Source organism: Streptomyces alfalfae, assembly GCF_004127445.1.
In the GTDB taxonomy this organism is placed as follows: domain Bacteria; phylum Actinomycetota; class Actinomycetes; order Streptomycetales; family Streptomycetaceae; genus Streptomyces; species Streptomyces alfalfae.
In genome coordinates this window covers 76,650-96,854 of record NZ_QEXM01000001.1, presented here as the reverse complement: position 1 = coordinate 96,854, position 20,205 = coordinate 76,650, and the positions used below count along the sequence as shown (strand labels likewise).

Genomic DNA, 20,205 nt, shown 5'->3' with positions numbered 1-20,205 from the left:
GCACCCCCCGCGCAGTTGGAACGGAACGGTGACATTGGCGGGGAGTCATCGCCCGGGGCCGTGTGGTTATCTATCGCTTGCGCGTGTCTGAAACGCGCAGGTGCACTGGGGTGCGGGCCTGGATCCAGGCCGTGCGAGGGGAGACACATCGTGAACGGGCGACCGATATCGGGGGCGTCGGTTGACGCGCGGCGGCGCGTGCGGCGGCGGGGCGCCAGGGGGCTGACGGCGGTGCTCTCGGGAGCGGCACTGCTGATGGTCGCGGCGTGCGGGGGAGGCGGCTCGGACGCGGGCGGCGACGGCAAGGACGAGACGGACAAGAACGCCCCCTCGACGGCCGTCGTGACGATAGCCCCCGAGAACGGGGCGAAGTCCGTGGCCACCAGCGGCGCCCTGAAGATATCCGCGGACAAGGGCAAGCTCTCCGAGGTCAGGGTCGAGGACAGCAAGGGCAACCCCGTCCCCGGCAAGATAACCTCGGGCGGCAAGGGCTGGACCCCCGCCCACCACCTCGCGGCGGCCACCAAGTACAAGGTCCACGCGGTCGCGAAGGACGCCGAGGGCCGGGCGTCCGCCAAGGACACCGCCTTCACCACGCTGACCCCGAAGAACACCTTCATCGGCCAGTTCACCCCGGAGGACGGCTCGACGGTCGGCGTCGGAATGCCGTTCTCGGTGAACTTCACCCGGGGCATCACCGACCCGGAGGCCGTGGAGCAGGCCATCGAGATCAAGACCGAGCCGTCCGTGCCCGTCGAGGGCCACTGGTTCGGCAACGACCGCCTCGACTTCCGCCCCGAGAAGTACTGGAAGGCCGGCACCAAGGTCACCGTCAAGCTCAACCTCGACGGCGTCGAGGGCCGCCCCGGCGTCTACGGCAAGCAGTCCAAGACCCTGAACTTCACCATCGGCCGCAGCCAGGTCTCCACCGTCGACGCCAAGACGCACCAGATGAAGGTCGTCCGCGACGGCAAGCAGATCAAGAAGATCCCGATCACCGCGGGCGCGCCCGGCACCACCACGTACAACGGCGAGATGGTCATCAGCGAGAAGCTCAAGGTGACCCGGATGAACGGCGAGACCGTCGGCTTCGGCGGCGAGTACGACATCAAGGACGTCCCGCACGCGATGCGCCTGTCCACCTCCGGCACCTTCATCCACGGCAACTACTGGTCGGGCGGCGCCTTCGGCAACACCAACGCCAGCCACGGCTGCATCGGCCTGAGCGACGTGCGCGGCGGCTACAGCAAGAAGACGCCCGGCGGCTGGTTCTTCGAGAATTCGATGATCGGCGACGTCGTCGTGGTGAAGAACTCCGCGGACAAGAAGATCCAGCCCGAGAACGGCTACAACGGCTGGAACATGTCGTGGGAGAAGTGGAAGGCCTGAGCGTCTTCCCCGACGACTCGTGAGGGGCCGGTGCACTGTGACCAAGTGCACCGGCCCCTTCGGCGTTGACCGGCGCTAACGTGCCCTGCATGACCGCAACCCTCGAAGTCGCCGAAGGCGTCGGCACGATCCGACTCGACCGCCCGCCCATGAACGCCCTGGACATCGCCACCCAGGACCGCCTGAAGGAACTCGCCGCCGAGGCCACGCGCCGCGACGACGTGCGCGCCGTGGTGATCCACGGCGGCGAGAAGGTGTTCGCCGCCGGCGCGGACATCAAGGAGATGCAGGACATGGACCACGCGGCCATGATCGCGCGCTCCGGCGCCCTGCAGGAGTCCTTCACCGCCGTGGCCCGCATCCCCAAGCCCGTCGTCGCCGCCGTCAACGGCTACGCCCTGGGCGGCGGCTGCGAGCTCGCGCTCTGCGCGGACTTCCGCATCGCCGCGGACAACGCCAAGCTCGGCCAGCCGGAGATCCTGCTCGGCCTCATCCCCGGCGCGGGCGGCACCCAGCGCCTGGCCCGCCTGGTCGGCCCGTCCAAGGCCAAGGACCTGATCTTCACCGGCCGCCAGGTGAAGGCCCCGGAGGCGCTTGCCATCGGCCTGGTGGACCGCGTCGTGCCCGCCGCCGAGGTGTACGAGCAGGCGCACGCCTGGGCCGCGCGGCTCGCGCAGGGTCCCGCCATCGCGCTGCGCGCCGCCAAGGAGTCCGTCGACGCGGGCCTGGAGACGGACATCGACACGGGCCTCGCGATCGAACGCACCTGGTTCGCGGGGCTGTTCGCCACCGAGGACCGGGAGCGGGGCATGCGGAGCTTCGTGGAGGAGGGGCCGGGCAAGGCCAAGTTCCTCTGAGCCACCGCCGACGGCTGCCGCCACCGGCCGCCGGGCGGCCACTGGGCGGCAGGACATCGGCCAAGTAGTACCCCGAAGGGGCGGACATCGCGGGCCGGGCGAAAGCTCGCGTTCCGTCTGCCCGGTGCGATATGTGATCATCCCGACGCGTTGAGTCATAGCAGGCCAGGGCCCCTCCCGGGGCCCCGGCGCCGCGTTGGCATATGCCTTCCGCATCACCCGGAATGGGTCGTTCCGGGGGGCTTATTCCGCCGGAACGGCCCCGGAGCACGCGCTGAGCGGCCATGATGGATGACATGGCGGGGCTGGAGGGATACGAACGGCCGCGGCGGCACACCGGTGCGACCGCGGCGCGCTGGTCGCCGGCGGTGGAGGACGAACACGCCCTGAAAGCACTGGAGTTGTTCGGCAATCCGACGGACGCGGAGGTCCCGCTCCCCTCGCGCCCCGAGTCCGCCGCCATCGCGCGCCGCCTCGCCCAGGTCGTCGTCCTGCGCCACTGGGGGCTCTCCCCGAAGCTCACCGAGGACGTCGTCCTCCTCGTCTCCGAACTGGTCGGCAACGCCGTGCGGCACACCGGCGCCCGCGTCTTCGGGCTGCGCATGGAGCGGCGGCGCGGCTGGATCCGGGTCGAGGTCCGCGACCCGTCCCGCGGACTGCCCTGCCTGATGCCGGTCCACGAGATGGACCTGAGCGGCCGCGGCCTCTTCCTCGTCGACAAGCTCTCCGACCGGTGGGGCGTGGATCTGCTGCCGCGCGGCAAGACGACCTGGTTCGAGATGCGGGCCGCCGACCGCTGACCCCGCCCGCGCGCCCCCGGACACGCGAAAGCCCCCTGTGGCCGGGGTGCGGCTGCGCGGGGGCTTTCGTGAAGCGCCGCGGACGTATGGGGTGTGTTCCGCGGCGGCTGATGACGACCTGTGCCCGGGTCAATGGGGGTCGCGTCCCCGACTATGGCAGACGGGACCCCGCGAGCCAAAACGGCATAACTGTAAATATCAGGTCAGAACGGCACAGTTTAGAGGTGAATCCTTGGTGAGATGGGACACCTGCCTGGTAAACGCTGGTTAAGCAGCAGCTTTCGCGGGCGATAAGCAAGGCTTGGAATGAGGGGCGAGCTTCGGCCGCCGAGGGCCGCCCAGGGCTGCCGAGGCCTGCCGAGAGGGTGTTCGGCCGGCTGTGGGAGGGGGCGCCGGGAGGTCGGGGAGGAGCGTGGTGCGGGCGCGGCAAGGGCGCGGCATGCCCTAACCGGGTCAATCGGCGTGATTCGCCGTATTGACGGATTAAATGGTCGGCGTGACGGAGCATGTGACGCGGGGCGATGGCTCGGACGGCGAGGCGGAGCACGGGCGGCGGCACGTCCTGCGGCTCGGCGGCGGCCTGGGCGCGGCCTGCGCGGGGGCGGTGCTGACCGGTGGTCTCGCCACGGGGTGCGCGGGCGGCGGCGGTGACGGCGGTGCGGCCCGCGCCGCGGGCGGGCGCGACCGGCCCTCCGCGTCCGGGGCGCCGAGGCCCGGCCCCGCGCCCCGCCGGTTCCCCGGGCTGCCCGCGCAGATCGCCCACGGGCCGCGCGACCGGCGCCAGGTCGCGCTGACCTTCCACGGGCAGGGCGACCCCGCCACGGCGAAGGCGCTGCTCGGCGAGGCGGAGAAGGCGGGGGCCAGGGTCACCGTGCTCGCGGTCGGCGGCTGGCTGGACGACCACCCCACGCTCGCCCGCCGCGTCCTCGACGGCGGCCACGACCTGGGCAACCACACCCTCCGGCACCTCGACATCAACGCCATGTCCGAAGCCGACGCCTACGCGGAGATCACCGGCTGCGCGGACCGCCTGCGGCGCCTCACCGGCTCCATCGGCACCTGGTTCCGCCCCTCGCGCGCCGAGCGGGCCTCTCCGCTCGTCGAACGCCTCGCCCGGCGCGCCGGCTACCCGCACGTCCTCTCGTACGACGTCGACTCCCTCGACTTCACCTCGCCCGGCGCCCCCGCCGTCACCCGGAACATCGCCGCGGGGGTCCGCGCGGGCTCCGTGGTGAGCCTGCACTTCGGGTACGCGGACACGGTCGCCGCGCTCCCCGCCGTCCTGCAAGAACTGGAACGCCGCGGCCTGCGCGCGGTGACGACCACGGAGCTGCTGACCTGATGTCCCGTAAGAGACTGCCCCGTACGCGACCCGACCTGACCAGACGCACCCGGCGCACCCGGCGTGCTGCCGCCCTGTTCGCCGCCGGCGCCGTGCTCGTCGCGCTGGCCGGCTGCGGCTCCGGCTCCGACGGGCGCGCGGACGAGGCCCTCGGCACCGAGGGCGTCCGCAAGCCCGCCGAGCCCAAGGCGTCCCCCGGCCTGCCCGGCATGCCCCCGGTCCTCGACCCCAAGGACGTCTACGCCGCCGACCGGCCGAACGCCCTCCAGCCCGTGGCGGAGAAGTTCCTGTCCCGGGTCTACGTGCCCAACACCAACTCCAACACCGTGTCGGTCATCGACCCCGAGAAGTTCGAGGTCATCGAGACCATCAAGGTCGGCGAACAGCCCCAGCACGTCGTCCCCTCCTGGGACCTGAAGACCCTCTGGGTCAACAACGACCTCGGGGACACCCTCACCGCCATCGACCCCGTCACCGGCAAGACCGGCCGGACGGTCGAGGTCTCCGACCCGTACAACCTCTACTTCACGCCCAACGGCAAGCACGCCGTCGTCATGGCCTCCATGGACCGCGAACTCGTCTTCCGCGACCCGAAGACCATGGACCGCGTCAAGACCGTCCCCGTGAGCTGCGCCGGCGTCAACCACGCCGACTTCTCGATGGACGGCCGCTACTTCATCGTGTCCTGCGAGTTCTCCGGCGAACTCCTCAAGGTCGACACGGAGAAGATGAAGATCGTCGGACAGCAGAAGATCCCCTTCAAGGGCGCCATGCCGCAGGACGTGAAACTGTCGCCGGACGGCAAGACCTTCTACATCGCCGACATGATGGCGCACGGCATGTGGGTCCTCGACGGCAAGAAGTTCTCGACGCCGAAGCTGCTGCGCACCGGCAAGGGCTGCCACGGCCTGTACGTCAGCCGCGACTCCAAGGAGATGTACATCTCCAACCGGGGCGAGGGCACCATCTCCGTCTTCGACTTCCCGAAGAACAGGCTCACCAAGAAGTGGAAGCTCCCGCAGGGCGGCAGCCCCGACATGGGCGGCGTCTCCGCCGACGGCAAGACCCTGTGGCTCTCCGGCCGGTACGACTCCGAGGTGTACGCCATCGACACCCGCACCGGCGCCCAGCTGGCCCGCATCCCCGTCGGCAGCGGCCCGCACGGCCTCGCCGTCTACCCCCAGCCGGGCCGCTACTCCCTCGGGCACACGGGCGTCTTCCGCTGAGGGAAACACTTTCGGCATCGACGGTTGACGGTTGAGCTACATCAACACCGGGCACCAAACGGGCAGTTCAGGAACTTCTCGGCAGCCGTGACCCCGCTGCCGCTCCCCCCACCGCCCCGGAGGCAGCCCATGCTGCGTGGCATCGACGTCAGCTCCCACCAGACCTCGTTCGACACGGACGGCCTCTCCTTCGTCATCGTCAAGTCGACGGAGGGCCGTTCGTACGTCAACCCGAAAATGACCTCTCAGGCGAAGAAGGCCCGGGAGGGCGGCTGCGTGGTCGGCTTCTACCACTTCCTGTGGCCCGGGAACATCACCGCGCAGGCCGAGTACTTCGTGAGCAAGACGCCGGAGAAGTCCGGCGACCTGCTCGCGGTGGACTGGGAGTACACCGGGGACCGCTCGGCGGCGTCCAACAAGGAGAAGGACCGCTTCATCAAGGAGGTGAAGCGCCTGCGCCCCTCGCACCGGGTCCTGCTGTACACGAACCGCGACTTCTGGCTGAACAGGGACACCACCTCGTACGCGGGCGACGGACTGTGGATCGCCGACTACGTGCGGGCGGGCAAGCCCCGTATCAAGGCGAAGTGGACGATCCACCAGTACACGTCGTCCCCCCTGGACAAGAACGTCGCCGACTTCGAGAGCGAGGACGCGCTGCGGGAGTGGGCGAAACCCTAGCTCCGGCCGCGGGGGCGGGCGCCGGGCCGCGCCGGAGCTGTCGCGGCGGAGGTCAGGCGCGCCACTCGGGGGTGCGTTCCGGTGACGCCGCCGCCAGGGCCGCGCGGATCTCCTCGCTGCCGCCCGTGTTGCCGTAGACGGGGGTGCCCGGCTGCTGGCGCCAGGACTCGTCCTGCCCGCCGTTGTCGACGGTGTCGAAGCCGAGCTCGTCGATGAGGTCCCGCACGACCTTCTTGGCGGCCTCGTCGTCGCCGGAGACCGGCAGGGCCACGCGGTCGGCGGCGCCGCGGGGGCGCGGCTTGTCGAGGATGTCCTGCGCGTACGTGCCGTTGAACGCCTTGATGACGGGGTGGCCGATCTGCCGCTCCGTCCAGCGGCTCTCGGTGAGGCCGTCCTCGATCTCGGCGATCCTGCCGTCGCGCTGCTGCGGGTAGTAGTTGCCGGTGTCGATGACCGCGACGCCCTCGGCCGCGCCGTCGAGGAGACCGGCGGGCAGGTCGGGAACGGCCTTGAGCGGCACCGTCACGACGACGACCTCCGCGTCACGGGCGGCCTCCTCGACGTGGACGGGCGTCGCGCCGGTCTCTTCGGCCAGGGCGGTGAGGGTGTGCGGGCCGCGGGAGTTCGCGACGGAGACGTCGTGCCCGAGGGCGGTGAGCCGCCGGGTGAGGTTGCCGCCGATGTTGCCCGCTCCGATGATGCCGATCTTCATGACTGCCCTTCCGGAGATCCACGGTGGTTGTAACGGAGGTAACCTCCGGATCAACCTCGGTATTCCGCCGGGACAGTGCTGAACTCCGGGCGTCGGCGGGTGAGGCTCGCCCGCAGCGGCAGGAAGAGCAGCAGTCCGATGGGGGAGAGGAGGATCGTCAGGACCAGGAGCGGCCCCATGGCCAGCGGATGCACGCCCAGCCGCCGGCCCTCCCGGTACATCCACTGGCCGAGCAGCAGGTCCCACGCGATGACCTGGGCCCAGATGGCGCCCGCCCCGTTGGCGCGTGCCGTCAACTCCCGGAACACGTCGATGTCGGGGCCGCTCACCGCAGCCCACAGCTCGGGGAGGACGGGCAGCGCCATCGCGAGGTAGAGGGCGAGGACGGGGACCACGGTCAGGGGCGACGCGGCCACGCGGGCGGTCGGGCCCCAGGCCGGGGCGAAGATCAGCAGGAGCCAGACGGGGGCGGCGAGGTAGAAGGCGAGCTCGAAGAGGGTGCCGGTCATGCCGTTGCCCCGGCTTTCTGGTTCTTGTCCGTGGTCTCGTTCGTGTTCGTGTTCGTGTTCGTGTTCGGAGTCTCGTTCGCGGCCTCGTTCGCGTTCTCTTGCTCGTTCGCGGCCTCGTTCGCGGCCTTGTGCTCGTTCTTGTGCTCGTTCTTGTGCTGGGGCGTGGTGGCTGTCGGCGGGGCGGTTGTTGTCGTTGTTGTCGATGTTGTCGTTGGGGTGCGGCGAGGACTTCGCAGTGCCGCCCAGGTGCCTGTCGCCGCGGCGAGGGTGATCAGGACGGCGGTCGTCAGCGTCGTGCCGTCCGGGCGGAGCAGCGGCTGACCGCGCAGCGCCTGCCAGGTGAGCAGGGCGAAGAGGGCGGCGTAAGCGCCCGAGCCGACCAGCACGAGGCGGAGCTGTGTCCGTGCGTCGGCGATGCGGGCGAAGCGTGGCGCGAGCGCCATCAGCGCCATGACCAGCAGCGGCAGCAGTTGCAGTGCGTGCATGCCGAAGAAGTGCGGTATGCGCAGGTCGCCGCCGGTGGTCGACCAGCCGGTGAGCGGCATCGAGGGCCCGCCGTCCGCGACGCCCACGCTGTGCGCGCCGACCACCGGTGACTCGCCGCGCCGCTGGCCGGGGGCCGGCTGCGTCATCAGGAAGCCGATGGCCGCTCCCGCCAGGGCGATGACGATCCCGCAGCGCATCGCCCAGGCCGAGGGGCGGTCGGCGAGCCGGGCGCGCAGCAGCAGGACGGCGATGACGACGGTGCCGAGCCAGAGGACGACGACGCTGACGGCCATCGCGTCGAACAGCGCCTCGTCGAACGGGGTCTGGTAGTTGAAGTGGCTGCGCTTCCCGCGGATCACCTGGCCGGTGATGATCAGCATCTCGACGAGGCTCGCCGCGGCGACCACGGTGCCGGCCCACCAGGCCACGCCCCGTCCCGTACGCCGCTTCGCGCCTGCCGGGTGTGGCCGCGCGTCCGCTCCCGCGCGCCGCCCGCGGTCGAGTGCCGACAGCATCCAGGCGAGTGAGAGCCCGTACGCGATGAACGAGACCGCGAACTTGAAGGGCTTGGCCCAGATCGGCGCGCCCACCATGACCCGGTCGTCGACCAGGAGTCCCACGGCGGAGACGACGGTGACGGCGGCCATGGCCGCGGAGAAGAGGACGAGCGGACGGTGCCATGAGCGCCATAAGGGCATGGGTTTTCCCCCTGAAGACCAGCAGCCGCCGAGCGGCTGAATCCATGGATCTCGCGAATCGATAGCGGCACTATCCGCTATCCGATAGCGCAACTATCTATGATGGGGCGGGGGTTGGCAAGGGATTCCGCCGCAGAGGGCCGCAGAGGTCGCAGAGGCCGCAGAGGGTCGCAGAGGGCCGCAGAGGAGTGAGAACGAGCTGTGCGTGTAGGCGAGTTGAGCCGCAGGACCGGCGTACCGGTACCGACCATCAAGTACTACGTCCGCGAGGGCCTGCTCCCCGCGGGCGAACTGTCCAGCCCCAACCAGGCGCACTACGACGAGGCGCACGTCCGCCGGCTTCGGCTGATCCGCGCCCTCCTGGAGGTGGGCGGTCTGAAGGTGGCCGCGATAGCGGAGGTGCTGGGCGCCATGGACGATCCCGGCCGCCCGCTGCACAAGGTGCTCGGCGCGGCGGCGGACCGGCTCGGCACGGAGGGCGCGGCCGACGACGACGCGGAGGCCGAGGCGGCCGGTGACGTCGTCCAGCGGCTCATCGCGCGGCGCGGCTGGCACTCGCACGAAGCCGACCCGGCGGCCAAGGACCTCGCGCGGGCCCTCGCCGCACTGAGCCGGGTCGGGCACGGGGCGTTCTTCGAGCTGCTGGAGGAGTACGCCGACGCGGCGGAGGTCGTCGCCCGCGCGGACCTCGCCTATGTGGACCGCCAGGGCCCGGTCGAGGAGCTCGTGGAGAGCGTGGTGATCGGCACCGTGCTGGGTGAGGCGGTGTTCAGCGCGCTGCGCAGGCTCGCGCATGTGGACGCGTCGGCCCGGGTCTTCGGGGGAGTGGAAGAAGAGCGGGTGGAGCCGGAGGGCTCCGCGGCGGGGGAGGGCTCCGCGGAGCGGGAGGCGTAGGCCGGGGCGGCGGGCCGCGCCCGGACCACCTTCTCGCCGAAGTGGTGCGTGGCGCGCGCGGGGGCGCTCCGGCCGGTAGGGGGCGCGGGGTGGTCGGCCGCGCGCTCTCAGGCCTGGCGCAACAACAGGGCCAGGGTCGCCTGGAGTTCGTCCTGCGCCGCGCGCGCCGCGCCCTCGGCGTCCTTCGCCTCGACGGCCCGCACCAGCTCCGCGTGCGCGGCGTCGCCGTGGTTCGCCTCCTCGCCGCGCAGGCCGGTCAGTTCGAGCAGGTCGACGAGGCCCTGCCGCAGGGCCGGCATGAACTCGGCGAACAGATCGTTGAGCACGGGGTTCCGCGCCGCGGCCACGATCGCGGCGTGCAGCGCGATGTCGGCGTCCACGAACGCCGCGTCGTCCTCGGCGGCCGCCGCCCTGCGTCCGTCCAGCGCGGCCCGCATCGCCGCGATGTCCTCGTCGGTGCGCCGCAGCGCCGCGAGCCGGGCCGCCTGCACCTCGACGAGCATCCGCACCTCGTAGACGTCCGTGACGGCGGCCCGCCGCAGCCGCGCGGGCCAGTCCGCCACCGGTTCCGTGGCGGTGACGAAGACGCCCGCGCCCTGCCGCGCCCGCACGAGCCCGGCCCCGGCCAGCGCGCGCAGGGCCTCGCGGAGAGTGGACCGCCCCACGCCGAGCTCCTTGGCGAGGGTCGTCTCCCCGGGCAGCTTGGTGCCGACGGGCCAGTGACCGCCGGAGATCTGCTCACGCAGCCGTGCGGCGGCCTGCTCGACGAGGGGACTGGGGCGTACGGAATCCAGCGGCATCGGCAACAGCCTGTCTGAGGAGTGGTTGTCTGAGGCGCGGTTGTCGGAGGAGCGCCGCCCGTGGGGCGGGGCGCTTGTCTGAGGTGCGGTTGTCTGAGAGGTGCCGGTCGCGGAGCCGGGCACTCGTCGGAGGTGCGGTTGTCTGAGGGGTGCCGCTCGCAGGGCGAGGCGCTTGTCTGAGAACCGCCACCCGCAAAGGAGCCCACTTGTCTGAGGAGTACTTGTCTGAGGAGCAGACCTGTCGCTACTGTACCGCCATGATCTTCCGCGGTTTCCTCCTTCTCGGCTGCCGCGGCGGGGCCTGAAGCGACCGGCACCCCGCCGCGGGTTGCCGTGCTGCCGGTCTCTCCCGACCGAGCGACCTCGAAGCCCAGGAGCAGACCTCCCGTGACCGCATCCCCCGCGACCTCCCGCCCCGTCACCTCCCGCCCCGCCCGCGACTGGAACCCCCAGCGCCCCGGCCCCATGCCGTACCGCAGGTACCGCCCCTACCAGGACCGTGTCGACGTGCCGACGAGCACCGAAGGCAGGAGCTGGCCGAGTGCCCGGATCGAGCGGGCCCCGCTCTGGGTGCCCGTCGATCTGCGCGACGGGAACCAGGCGCTCGCCGAGCCGATGGACACGGGACGCAAGCGGCGGTTCTTCGATCTGCTGGTCTCGATGGGGTTCAAGGAGATCGAGGTCGGCTATCCGTCGGCCAGCAGGACGGACTTCGCGTTCGTACGGAACCTGGCCCGGCAAAGTGCCGACGGCGGGCTGCCCGACGACGTCACCGTCGTCGTCTTCACCCCCGCCCGGCGCGAGCTCATCGACCGCACCTTCGAGTCGATCGAGGGGCTGCCCCGCGCCGTCGTGCACCTCTACATCCCCACCTCGCCGACCTGGCGCGACACCGTGCTCGGACGGTCGCGGAAGGAGGTGCACGGCGTCGTCGAGGAGGCCGCCGCGCACATGGCGAGGCGGGCGGACGCGCGGCCGGGGGCGGACATCAGGTTCCAGTTCGCGCCGGAGACGTTCAACCTGACCGAGCCCGACTACGTCCTCGACGTCTGCGACGGCCTCACCGAGCTGTGGGACGCTAGCCCTGACCGGCCCGTCACGCACAACCTGCCGGCGACGGTCGAGATCGCGACGCCGAACGTGTACGCCGACCAGATCGAGTACATGCACCGCAACCTCGCCCGCCGCGACTCGGTCATCCTCTCCGTGCACCCCCACAACGACCGCGGCACCGGCGTCGCCTGCGCCGAGCTGGCCCTCCTCGCCGGGGCCCAGCGCGTCGAGGGCTGCCTCTTCGGCAACGGCGAGCGGACGGGGAACGTGGACCTGGTGACGCTCGCCCTGAACCTGTACGCCCAGGGCGTCGACCCCATGGTCGACTTCTCCGACATCGACGCCGTCCGCGAGGTCGTCGAGCACTGCAACCGCCTGCCCGTGCACCCCCGCCACCCCTATGCCGGCGACCTCGTCCACACCGCGTTCTCCGGCACCCACCAGGACGCCATCAGCAAAGGGTTCGCGCACCACGCCCGCCGGGCGGCGGAGCTGGGCGTACCGGAGAGCGAGGCGCCGTGGGACGTGCCGTACCTGCCGATCGACCCCGCGGACATCGGCCGCACCTACGAGGCCGTGATCCGCGTCAACTCCCAGTCGGGCAAGGGCGGCGTGGCGTATCTCCTGGAGACCCGGTATGGCCTGGACCTGCCGCGCGACCTGCGCCCCGACTTCTCCCGCGTGGTGCAGGAGGCCACCGACGACAGCGGGCGGGAGGCGACGGCCAAGGAGCTGTACGAGCTGTTCCGCGCGACGTACGTGACGCCCGGCACGGACGGCGAGGTGACCCTGTGCTCCTGGACCACGGACCGGGCCCCCGACGGCGCGCACCGCTTCGTCTGCACCCTGCGCGTGGGCGACGGGGGAGCGGGTGACTTCGAGGGCGTGGGCAACGGGCCGCTGTCCGCCTTCGTCGACGCCCTCGCCGCCGCCGGTGTCGCCGTCGACATCCTCGACTACGCCGAGCACGCGGTGGGCCCGGGCGGCGCCAGCGAGGCCGCCGCGTACGCGCGCTGCCGGGTCGGGGACGCCGAGCACTGGGGCGCGGGGTTGGACACCTCGGTCCTGACCGCCTCCGTACAGGCCGTGCTCGCCGCGGTGAACCGGGCGGAGGCCGCGCGATGACCGCCGCGCCCGCCGGCCCCGGCCCCGTCCTGCGGGCCGACCGCGTCACCGTCGTCAGGGACGGCCGCCCCGTCCTGGAGGACGTCGATCTCACCGTCCGCCCCGGCGAGCACTGGGCGCTGCTCGGCGCCAACGGCGCGGGCAAGTCGACCCTGCTCGGCCTCTGCGGCGCCGTCACCCACCCCACCCGCGGCACGGTGGAGGTCCTCGGCCGCCGCCTCGGCAGCGTGGACCTCCGCGAGCTGCGGGCCTACGTCGGCCATGTCGACCCCCGGCATCCGCTGCGCTCGCCGCTGCGGGTGCGCGACGTGGTGCTGACCGGCCTCACCAACAGCATCGAGCCGGTGCCGCGGTGGCGCCCCACGCCGGAGCAGCGGGAGCGGGCCGGGCACCTGATCGCCCTGCTCGGCCTCGGCCACCGTGAGGACGCGCGCTGGCCCACGCTCTCCCAGGGCGAGCGGGGACGCACCCTCATCGCGCGTTCCCTGATGCCGAGCCCCCGGCTGCTCCTGCTCGACGAGCCGGCCACCGGCCTGGACCTGGCGGGGCGCGAACGCCTCCTCGACAGCCTGGACACCCTGCGCGAGGCGCACCCGGAGCTGGCCACGGTCCTGGTCACCCACCACCTGGAGGAGCTGCCGACGGGGACGACCCACGCGCTGCTCCTGCGCGACGGCCGCGCGCTGGCCTCCGGCGGGGTCGACGCCGTGCTGACCAGTGACCGGATCAGCAAGTGCTTCGACCACCCCGTGCGCCTGGAGCGCGGGGACGGCCGCTGGAGCGTGCGCACGCGCCGGTAGCGCAGACGCGAAGGGGGCCCGGCGCACGCGCGCCGGGCCCCTGTCACCGCTTGCGGTCTACTTGTTCAGGCTCGCCCAGAACTCGTCGAACGACAGACGCTTGTCCGCGTCGGTGTCCTTCGTGCCGATGACGGCCTCGGCAACCGTCTCGGTCATGTAGAAGTCGCCCATCTTGGCCATGGCGCTCTTCCACTCGGCCGCCGTGATGAAGCCGTCGCCGTCCCCGTCGAACTGCTCGAACGTCTTCCGCGCTTCCTCGATGTCCGCCACCGGAGTTCCACCCCTTCTTCGTGCCCTATTGACAAAGGTCAGGGTATCGGCCGTACGGGTGACGCCCGGGACGAGGGCTCAGCACTCGATGATGTTCACCGCGAGCCCGCCCCGGGCCGTCTCCTTGTACTTGACGGACATGTCGGCGCCCGTGTCCTTCATGGTCTTGATGACCTTGTCGAGGGAGACCTTGTGGGAGCCGTCCCCGCGCATCGCCATCTTCGCGGCGGTCACGGCCTTCACCGCCCCCATGCCGTTGCGCTCGATGCACGGGATCTGGACGAGGCCGCCGACCGGGTCGCAGGTCAGGCCGAGGTTGTGCTCCATGCCGATCTCGGCGGCGTTCTCGACCTGCTCGGCGGAGCCGCCGAGCACCTCGGCGAGGGCGCCCGCGGCCATCGAGCAGGCGGAGCCGACCTCGCCCTGGCAGCCGACCTCGGCGCCGGAGATGGAGGCGTTCTCCTTGAAGAGCATGCCGATGGCGCCCGCGGCGAGCAGGAAGCGGACCACGCCCTCCTCGTCGGCGCCGGGCACGAAGTTCATGTAGTAGTGCAGGACCGCGGGGATGATGCCCGCGGCGCCGTTCGTCGGGGCGGTGACCACCCGGCCGCCCGCCGCGTTCTCCTCGTTCACCGCCATCGCGTACAGGGTGATCCACTCCATGGCGCGGGCCTGCGGGTCGCCCTCGGCGCGGAGCTGGCGGGCCGAGTTCGCGGCGCGGCGGCGGACCTTCAGGCCGCCCGGCAGGATGCCCTCGCGGGACATGCCGCGGGCGACACAGGACTGCATGACGCCCCAGATGTCGAGGAGGCCCGAGCGGATCTCCGCCTCCGTGCGCCAGGCCTTCTCGTTCTCCAGCATCAGCGCGGAGATGGAGAGCCCGGTCTCCTCGGCGAGCCGCAGCAGCTCGTCGCCGGTGCGGAAGGGGTACCTCAGCACGGTGTCGTCCGGCACGATCGGGTTGTCGCCCTCGACCGCCGCCTCGTCGACGACGAAGCCGCCGCCCACGGAGTAGTACGTCTTCTCCAGGAGGGGGGCGCCCTCGCGGTCGTACGCGGAGATCGTCATGCCGTTGGCGTGGTACGGCAGGGCCTTGCGGCGGTGCAGGACCAGGTCCTCGTCGAAGTCGAAGTCGATCTCGTGCATGCCGAGCAGGTCGAGGCGCGAGGTCCGCTTGATGTGGTCCACGCGGTCGTCGGCGCTCTCCACGTCCACGGTGCGCGGCGACTCGCCCTCCAGGCCGAGCAGCACGGCCTTCGGGGTGCCGTGGCCGTGGCCGGTCGCGCCGAGCGAGCCGAAGAGCTCGGCCCGTATCGCGTGGGTGTGGGCCATGAGGCCCTCGTTCTTGAGGCGGCTCGCGAACATGCGGGCGGCGCGCATCGGGCCGACCGTGTGGGAGCTGGACGGGCCGATGCCGATCGAGAACAGGTCGAAGACCGAGATGGCCACGGAACACTCCAAGGGTGGTGGGGAGACGCCGTTGTCTGCCGGGGTGGTGCAGAGGTACAAGGCGGTGCGGGAACGCGGGCGGCACACGTGCGGCACACGTGGTGCGGGGCACCCTGCTCACCATCCAGTGTGCAGGGTGCCCCGACGTTTCGTACGTACGAACAAAAGCGTACAAAAAGAAGGTACGAAACTACTTCAGGCCGGGGTAGAGCGGGTGCTTGTCGGCCAGGGCGGTCACGCGGGCCTTGAGGGCGTCCGCGTCGAAGCCCGGCTTCAGGGCCTCGGCGATGATGTCGGCGACCTCGCGGAAGTCGTCCTCCTGGAAGCCGCGGGTGGCGAGCGCGGGCGTGCCGATCCGCAGGCCCGAGGTGACCATCGGGGGGCGCGGGTCGTTCGGGATCGCGTTGCGGTTGACCGTGATGCCGACCTCGTGGAGGCGGTCCTCGGCCTGCTGGCCGTCCAGCTCGGAGTTGCGCAGGTCCACCAGGACCAGGTGCACGTCCGTGCCGCCGGACAGGACGTCGACGCCGACGGCCTTCGCGTCGTCCCGCACCAGGCGCTCGGCCAGGATGCGGGCGCCGTCCAGGGTGCGCTGCTGGCGCTCCTTGAACTCCTCGGAGGCCGCGACCTTGAAGGACACGGCCTTGGCCGCGATCACGTGCTCCAGCGGGCCGCCCTGGAAGCCGGGGAAGACCGCGGAGTTTAGCTTCTTCGCGAACTCCTTGTCGCGGGCCAGGATGACGCCGCCGCGCGGGCCGCCGAGGGTCTTGTGCGTGGTGGAGGTCACGACGTCCGCGTACGGCACCGGGTTCGGGTGCAGACCGGCGGCGACCAGACCGGCGAAGTGCGCCATGTCGACCCACAGCTTCGCGCCGACCTCGTCGGCGATGCGGCGGAACTCGGCGAAGTCCAGGTGGCGCGGGTAGGCGGACCAGCCCGCGATGATCACCTTCGGGCTGTTCTCCTTGGCCAGGCGCTCGACCTCGGCCATGTCGACCAGGCCGGCGTCGTCCACGTGGTACGCGACCACGTTGAACTGCTTGCCGGAGAAGTTCAGGCGCATGCCGTGGGTGAGGTGGCCGCCGTGCGCCAGGTCCAGGCCGAGGATCGTGTCGCCGGGCTGGGCGATCGCGAAGAGGGCGGCCTGGTTCGCGGAGGCGCCGGAGTGCGGCTGCACGTTCGCGTACTCGGCGCCGAACAGCTCCTTGATCCGGTCGATCGCGATCTGCTCGGTGACGTCCACGTGCTCGCAGCCGCCGTAGTAGCGGCGGCCGGGGTAGCCCTCGGCGTACTTGTTCGTGAGGACGGTGCCCTGGGCCTCCATGACGGCGACCGGAGCGAAGTTCTCCGAGGCGATCATTTCCAGGGTCGACTGCTGGCGGTGGAGCTCGGCGTCGACGGCGGCGGCGACGTCCGGGTCCAGCTCGTGGAGAGGGGTGTTCAGAAGCGACATCACACAGTCCCTAACGGTATGGGTCAGCCGGCGGCGAAAGCGGTGTACTCATCGGCGGAGAGCAGATCGTCCGGCTCGTCCGTGATGCGCACCTTGAACAGCCATCCACCCTCGAAGGGAGCGGAATTGACCAGCGAGGGGTCGTCGACGACGTCCTGGTTGGCGGCGACGACCTCGCCGTTGACCGGGGAGTAGAGGTCGCTGACCGACTTGGTCGACTCCAGCTCGCCGCAGGTCTCGCCCGCGGTCACCGTGTCGCCGACCTCCGGAAGCTGCACGAAGACGACGTCACCGAGCGCGTTCGCCGCGTGCTCCGTGATGCCGATGGTCGACACGCCCTCCTCGGCGGCCGACAGCCACTCGTGCTCCTTGCTGTAACGCAGCTGCTGGGGGTTGCTCATGTCCTGAATTCTCCTGTACGCGGGTGGGTGCTGCGGAACGGGGACGGTGTGCGTGGGGTCACTTCTGGCGCCGCGGCGCCGTGGCCCTCCGCACCGAGTGTCACTTCTGGCGCTTGTAGAACGGCAGCGCCACGACCTCGTACGGCTCGTGGGCGCCGCGGATGTCCACGCCCACGCCCGCCGTGCCCGGAGCGGCATGCTCGGCGTCGACGTACGCCATGGCGATCGGCTTGCCCAGCGTCGGCGACGGGGCGCCGGAGGTGACCTCGCCGATGACCTTGCCGTCGGCGACCACGGGAAAGCCGGCGCGCGGCACCCGGCGGCCCTCGGCGACGAGCCCGACCAGCTTGCGCGGCGGGGCGGTCTCGGCGCGCTCCGCGGCGGCCGCGAGGGCGGCACGGCCCACGAAGGTGTCCGCCCGCGAGGTCTTCTCGAACTTCACGACCCGGCCGAGGCCCGCGTCGAACGGCGTCAGCTCGGCGGTCAGCTCGTGCCCGTACAGCGGCATGCCCGCCTCCAGGCGCAGGGTGTCGCGGCAGGAGAGGCCCGCGGGCACCATACCGACGGGGGCGCCCGCCTCCATCAGCGCGCCCCACAGCTTCTCCGCGTCACCGGGGGCGACGAAGAGCTCGAAGCCGTCCTCGCCGGTGTAGCCCGTCCGGGCGATCAGCGCGGGCACGCCCGCGACGGTGCCGGGCAGGCCCGCGTAGTACTTCAGATTGTCCAGGTCGGCGTCCGTGAGGGACTTCAGGATGCCGGGGGACTCGGGGCCCTGGACGGCGAGCAGCGCGTACGCGTCGCGGTCGTCGCGGACCTCGGCGTCGAAACCGGCCACCCGCCCGGTCAGCTCGTCGAGGACCGTCTGCGCGTTGGAGGCGTTGGCGACGACCATGTACTCGGGGGCCTCGGGCTCGCCGAGGCGGTAGACGATCAGGTCGTCCAGGATGCCGCCGTCCTCGGCGACGATCATCGTGTAGCGGGCGCGGCCGACACCGATGGAGCCGATGTTGCCGACCAGCGCGAAGTTCAGGAAGTCGACGGCCTCGGGGCCCGTGACCGTGATCTCGCCCATGTGGGAGAGGTCGAAGAGGCCGGCCTTGGTGCGCACGGCGTTGTGCTCGTCGCGCTCGCTTGCGTACCGCAGCGGCATGTCCCAGCCCGCGAAGTCGGTCATGGTCGCGCCGAGCGCTCGATGCACGGCATCGAGAGCAGTGAGGCGGGGGGCAGTGCTCATGAAGGGAACTCCCAGGGCATGACGGGCGAGGTCGATCCTCCCCATCTGTCATCGGAACCTGAGAGGTTCGCCGCGAGCGTCTCGACTTCGAGACTCCCGGCTTGCACCTTGGGTGGGACCGTGGAGACGGTCCGCTTTTCAGATGTGCCTCGCCCGCGCGGTACGGGGCCTGAGAGATTCAAGGGAGGAACTTGCTCCTTCGGCGCCCCAGGACGTCGTACGCGCTATGTCGTACGACGGGTGCTGGGAACTCTCCCGCGCGGATTCAAACGGCCGGTATGGAGTTGGCGGGCACATCATTGCACGCGACTCCCGCGAGGGGGACCCGTGGCCCGGCGCGGCTCCGCGCCGGGGCGCGCCGGGATCTCGGTCCTCTTGTGCCGCATTACCTTCTCTTTACACTTGCGGGGGAAGCAATACGTGACAGCTACGGGGAGGCCGATCACGGTGCGCAGCAGGATCAGTGGCTATGCCATGACCACGGGGGTGGCACTGCCGGGGCAGGCCGCCGCCCCGCCCCGGGAGAGCTGCGAACCGCTGCTGCCCGTGGCCGTCGTCCGGGACCTCCGGCAGCGGGCCGGGCACAGCCCGCACCGCCTCACCTTCGCCGAGGGCGACCTGGTCGTCGTCTCCGGGCTGCCCGGTGGCGGAAAGTCGACGCTGATGCGGCAGGCCGTCACGGGACCGCGCGTCGACTCCCAGGACACCCGCGACCGCTGGGCGGCGCGCATGCCGCGCCACCTGCCGTACGCGGTGTACCGCCCCCTCGTCCGCCTCGCGCACTACGCCGGGCTGCGGCGCACCCTGCGCTCGGGGGCGAGCGTCGTCGTGCACGACTGCGGCACCCAGACCTGGGTGCGCCGCTGGCTGGCCCGCGAGGCGGCGCGGCGCGGCAGCACCCTGCATCTGCTCCTCCTCGACGTGCCCGCCGACACCGCGCTCGACGGCCAGCGCGAGCGGGGGCGCGGCGTCTCGCGGTACGCGTTCGCGCGCCACCGCAGGACCATCGGCCGCCTGGTCGGCGACGCCGAGCGGGGCGAGCTCCCGCGCGGCTGCGGCTCCGCGGTGCTCCTCGACCGGGCGGCGGCCCGGGTGCTGCGGGGGATCGCCTTCGACCGCTGAGCGGGGGCGGCGCTAGGGTGCGAGCCGCAGGCAGAGCGGTCGCGAGCAGGGGTTGGACTGATGGAATTTCCGGCGCAGGCACACGCCCATCCGTACGGGGGATGGCCGGGCAACGAACTGGAGGAGGCCCTCGCGGCCTCCCTCGGCGCCCCCGCTTCGGCGGGCGGCCGCATCGTCGAGGTGCTCGGCCGCAGCCACGTCTGGGTGCCGCTGCCGAACGGCGGCGGCCCCGAGAGCGGCACCCTCGACCTGCCCACCCTGGAGATCGACGGCCAGGCGTACGTCCCCGTCTTCACCTCCGAGCAGCAGTTCCGCCAGGCCCTGGGCGACGCGGCCGACCGCATGGGGTGCACGGTGGCGCCCGCGGTGGAGTTCGCGCGCGGCCTCCCGCCGCAGCTCGGCATCGCGCTGAACCCGGACGGCACCGTCGGCGTGCCCCTGCCGCCGCCGGCCGTCGCCGAGCTCTGCCGGGCCGGGCGCACCCCGCTCGACGGGCCCACCAGCGGCGGCCGGGTGCGCCTGTACGAGCCGGACTGGCAGGAGGACCCCGTGGACTTCCTGTCCGCGGCGGCGCGGGAGTTCGAGGCGGCGGGGGTCGTGCTCACCGCCCGCCGCTGCCTGGCCGCCATCGAGACCGACGATCCCACCCTCTTCGTCGGCGTCGAGCTGACCACCTGGGAGGGCGACGCCCGCGACCTCCCGATGCAGGCCCTCGGCCGCGCGCTCGGGCGGACACCGGTGCCCTGGCCGGTCAACCTCGTCCTGCTCGACGTGGCGCAGGACCCGGTGGGCGACTGGCTGCGCGCCAAGGTGCGGCCGTTCTACCTCCGGGCGGGCTGAACGCATATCAGTACGCGCCGGGCCCGGGGCCGCGTACGTCAAGTCCACGCCGGGATCGACGCTT

At 71.7% G+C, this 20,205-nt stretch carries 19 protein-coding genes, 1 pseudogene and 2 riboswitches; of the genes and pseudogenes, 11 read left to right on the top strand and 9 right to left on the bottom strand.

Going from position 1 to position 20,205, the window contains the following annotated elements; translation table 11 throughout:
- Positions 1-150: 150 nt before the first annotated feature.
- From DCW30_RS00435 to DCW30_RS00410, 6 genes are all read left to right on the top strand, one after another.
- A complete protein-coding gene (locus DCW30_RS00435) occupies positions 151-1,389 on the top strand; it encodes a L,D-transpeptidase (protein WP_076684381.1) in 1,239 nt (412 codons plus the stop codon).
- 89 nt (positions 1,390-1,478) lie between these two features.
- The gene (locus DCW30_RS00430; protein ID WP_062771233.1) at positions 1,479-2,246 is read left to right on the top strand and encodes an enoyl-CoA hydratase/isomerase family protein; all 768 of its coding nucleotides are present in this window, start codon (positions 1,479-1,481) and stop codon (positions 2,244-2,246) included.
- A gap of 296 nt (positions 2,247-2,542) precedes the next feature.
- On the top strand, positions 2,543-3,046 hold the full coding sequence (locus DCW30_RS00425; protein WP_076688876.1) for an ATP-binding protein: 504 nt from the start codon (positions 2,543-2,545) through the stop codon (positions 3,044-3,046).
- A 496-nt stretch (positions 3,047-3,542) separates the two neighbouring features.
- Positions 3,543-4,388, top strand: a complete 846-nt coding sequence (locus DCW30_RS00420) for a polysaccharide deacetylase family protein (RefSeq protein ID WP_416069353.1) — start codon at positions 3,543-3,545, stop codon at positions 4,386-4,388.
- Positions 4,388-5,614, top strand: a complete 1,227-nt coding sequence (locus DCW30_RS00415) for a YncE family protein (protein WP_079249993.1) — start codon at positions 4,388-4,390, stop codon at positions 5,612-5,614. Before DCW30_RS00420 ends, DCW30_RS00415 begins: the two co-directional genes overlap by 1 nt.
- Before the next feature lie 129 nt (positions 5,615-5,743).
- The gene (locus DCW30_RS00410; protein WP_062771234.1) at positions 5,744-6,295 is read left to right on the top strand and encodes a glycoside hydrolase family 25 protein; all 552 of its coding nucleotides are present in this window, start codon (positions 5,744-5,746) and stop codon (positions 6,293-6,295) included.
- Between the two features lie 52 nt (positions 6,296-6,347).
- Here DCW30_RS00410 and DCW30_RS00405 read toward each other — a convergent pair whose 3' ends face one another.
- The 3 genes and pseudogenes from DCW30_RS00405 to DCW30_RS00395 all read right to left on the bottom strand — a co-directional run.
- A complete protein-coding gene (locus DCW30_RS00405; protein WP_076684380.1) occupies positions 6,348-7,007 on the bottom strand; it encodes an NADPH-dependent F420 reductase in 660 nt (219 codons plus the stop codon).
- A gap of 50 nt (positions 7,008-7,057) precedes the next feature.
- Positions 7,058-7,516, bottom strand: a complete 459-nt coding sequence (locus DCW30_RS00400) for an ABA4-like family protein (RefSeq protein WP_076684379.1) — start codon at positions 7,514-7,516, stop codon at positions 7,058-7,060.
- Between the two features lie 185 nt (positions 7,517-7,701).
- Positions 7,702-8,649, bottom strand: a pseudogene (locus DCW30_RS00395) (hypothetical protein); the annotation flags it as partial.
- A gap of 252 nt (positions 8,650-8,901) precedes the next feature.
- Here DCW30_RS00395 and DCW30_RS00390 point away from each other — a divergent pair.
- Positions 8,902-9,594, top strand: a complete 693-nt coding sequence (locus DCW30_RS00390; protein ID WP_076684378.1) for a MerR family transcriptional regulator — start codon at positions 8,902-8,904, stop codon at positions 9,592-9,594.
- Between the two features lie 107 nt (positions 9,595-9,701).
- On the opposite strand, the gene DCW30_RS00385 is transcribed toward DCW30_RS00390, so the two are convergent.
- Positions 9,702-10,394: a FadR/GntR family transcriptional regulator gene (locus tag DCW30_RS00385; RefSeq protein WP_076684377.1), complete on the bottom strand. Its 693-nt coding sequence runs from the start codon at positions 10,392-10,394 to the stop codon at positions 9,702-9,704.
- A gap of 465 nt (positions 10,395-10,859) precedes the next feature.
- On the opposite strand from DCW30_RS00385, the gene leuA reads away from it, so the two are divergent.
- Both leuA and DCW30_RS00375 read left to right on the top strand, forming a co-directional pair.
- Positions 10,860-12,572 carry a 2-isopropylmalate synthase gene (gene leuA, locus DCW30_RS00380; protein WP_076688871.1) on the top strand — a complete coding sequence of 571 codons (1,713 nt, stop codon included), beginning with the start codon at positions 10,860-10,862 and terminating at the stop codon, positions 12,570-12,572.
- Complete coding sequence (locus tag DCW30_RS00375; RefSeq protein WP_076684376.1) at positions 12,569-13,372, top strand: ABC transporter ATP-binding protein; 804 nt, start codon at positions 12,569-12,571, stop codon at positions 13,370-13,372. The genes leuA and DCW30_RS00375 overlap by 4 nt, the downstream gene beginning before the upstream one ends.
- A 57-nt stretch (positions 13,373-13,429) precedes the next feature.
- Here the strand turns inward: DCW30_RS00375 and DCW30_RS00370 are convergent, their stop codons facing one another.
- The 5 genes from DCW30_RS00370 to gcvT form a co-directional block, all read right to left on the bottom strand.
- Positions 13,430-13,642, bottom strand: a complete 213-nt coding sequence (locus DCW30_RS00370; RefSeq protein WP_062771239.1) for an EF-hand domain-containing protein — start codon at positions 13,640-13,642, stop codon at positions 13,430-13,432.
- Positions 13,643-13,720: 78 nt separating this feature from the next.
- Positions 13,721-15,091, bottom strand: coding sequence for an L-serine ammonia-lyase (locus tag DCW30_RS00365; protein ID WP_076684375.1), 1,371 nt, complete (start codon positions 15,089-15,091; stop codon positions 13,721-13,723).
- 190 nt (positions 15,092-15,281) lie between these two features.
- On the bottom strand, positions 15,282-16,544 hold the full coding sequence (gene glyA, locus DCW30_RS00360) for a serine hydroxymethyltransferase (RefSeq protein ID WP_076684374.1): 1,263 nt from the start codon (positions 16,542-16,544) through the stop codon (positions 15,282-15,284).
- Positions 16,545-16,567: 23 nt separating this feature from the next.
- A complete protein-coding gene (gcvH, locus tag DCW30_RS00355; protein ID WP_062771242.1) occupies positions 16,568-16,945 on the bottom strand; it encodes a glycine cleavage system protein GcvH in 378 nt (125 codons plus the stop codon).
- Between the two features lie 100 nt (positions 16,946-17,045).
- Positions 17,046-18,179, bottom strand: coding sequence for a glycine cleavage system aminomethyltransferase GcvT (gcvT, locus tag DCW30_RS00350; protein ID WP_076684373.1), 1,134 nt, complete (start codon positions 18,177-18,179; stop codon positions 17,046-17,048).
- 35 nt (positions 18,180-18,214) lie between these two features.
- Positions 18,215-18,327: riboswitch (glycine riboswitch) on the bottom strand.
- Positions 18,328-18,447, bottom strand: a riboswitch (glycine riboswitch). It lies immediately after the preceding riboswitch.
- A gap of 206 nt (positions 18,448-18,653) precedes the next feature.
- On the opposite strand from gcvT, the gene DCW30_RS00345 reads away from it, so the two are divergent.
- The gene (locus DCW30_RS00345; protein ID WP_205576591.1) at positions 18,654-19,301 is read left to right on the top strand and encodes an AAA family ATPase; all 648 of its coding nucleotides are present in this window, start codon (positions 18,654-18,656) and stop codon (positions 19,299-19,301) included.
- Between the two features lie 60 nt (positions 19,302-19,361).
- Entirely contained in the window at positions 19,362-20,141 is a 780-nt protein-coding gene (locus DCW30_RS00340; protein ID WP_076684372.1) for an enhanced serine sensitivity protein SseB, read from the top strand.
- Positions 20,142-20,205 lie beyond the last annotated feature (64 nt).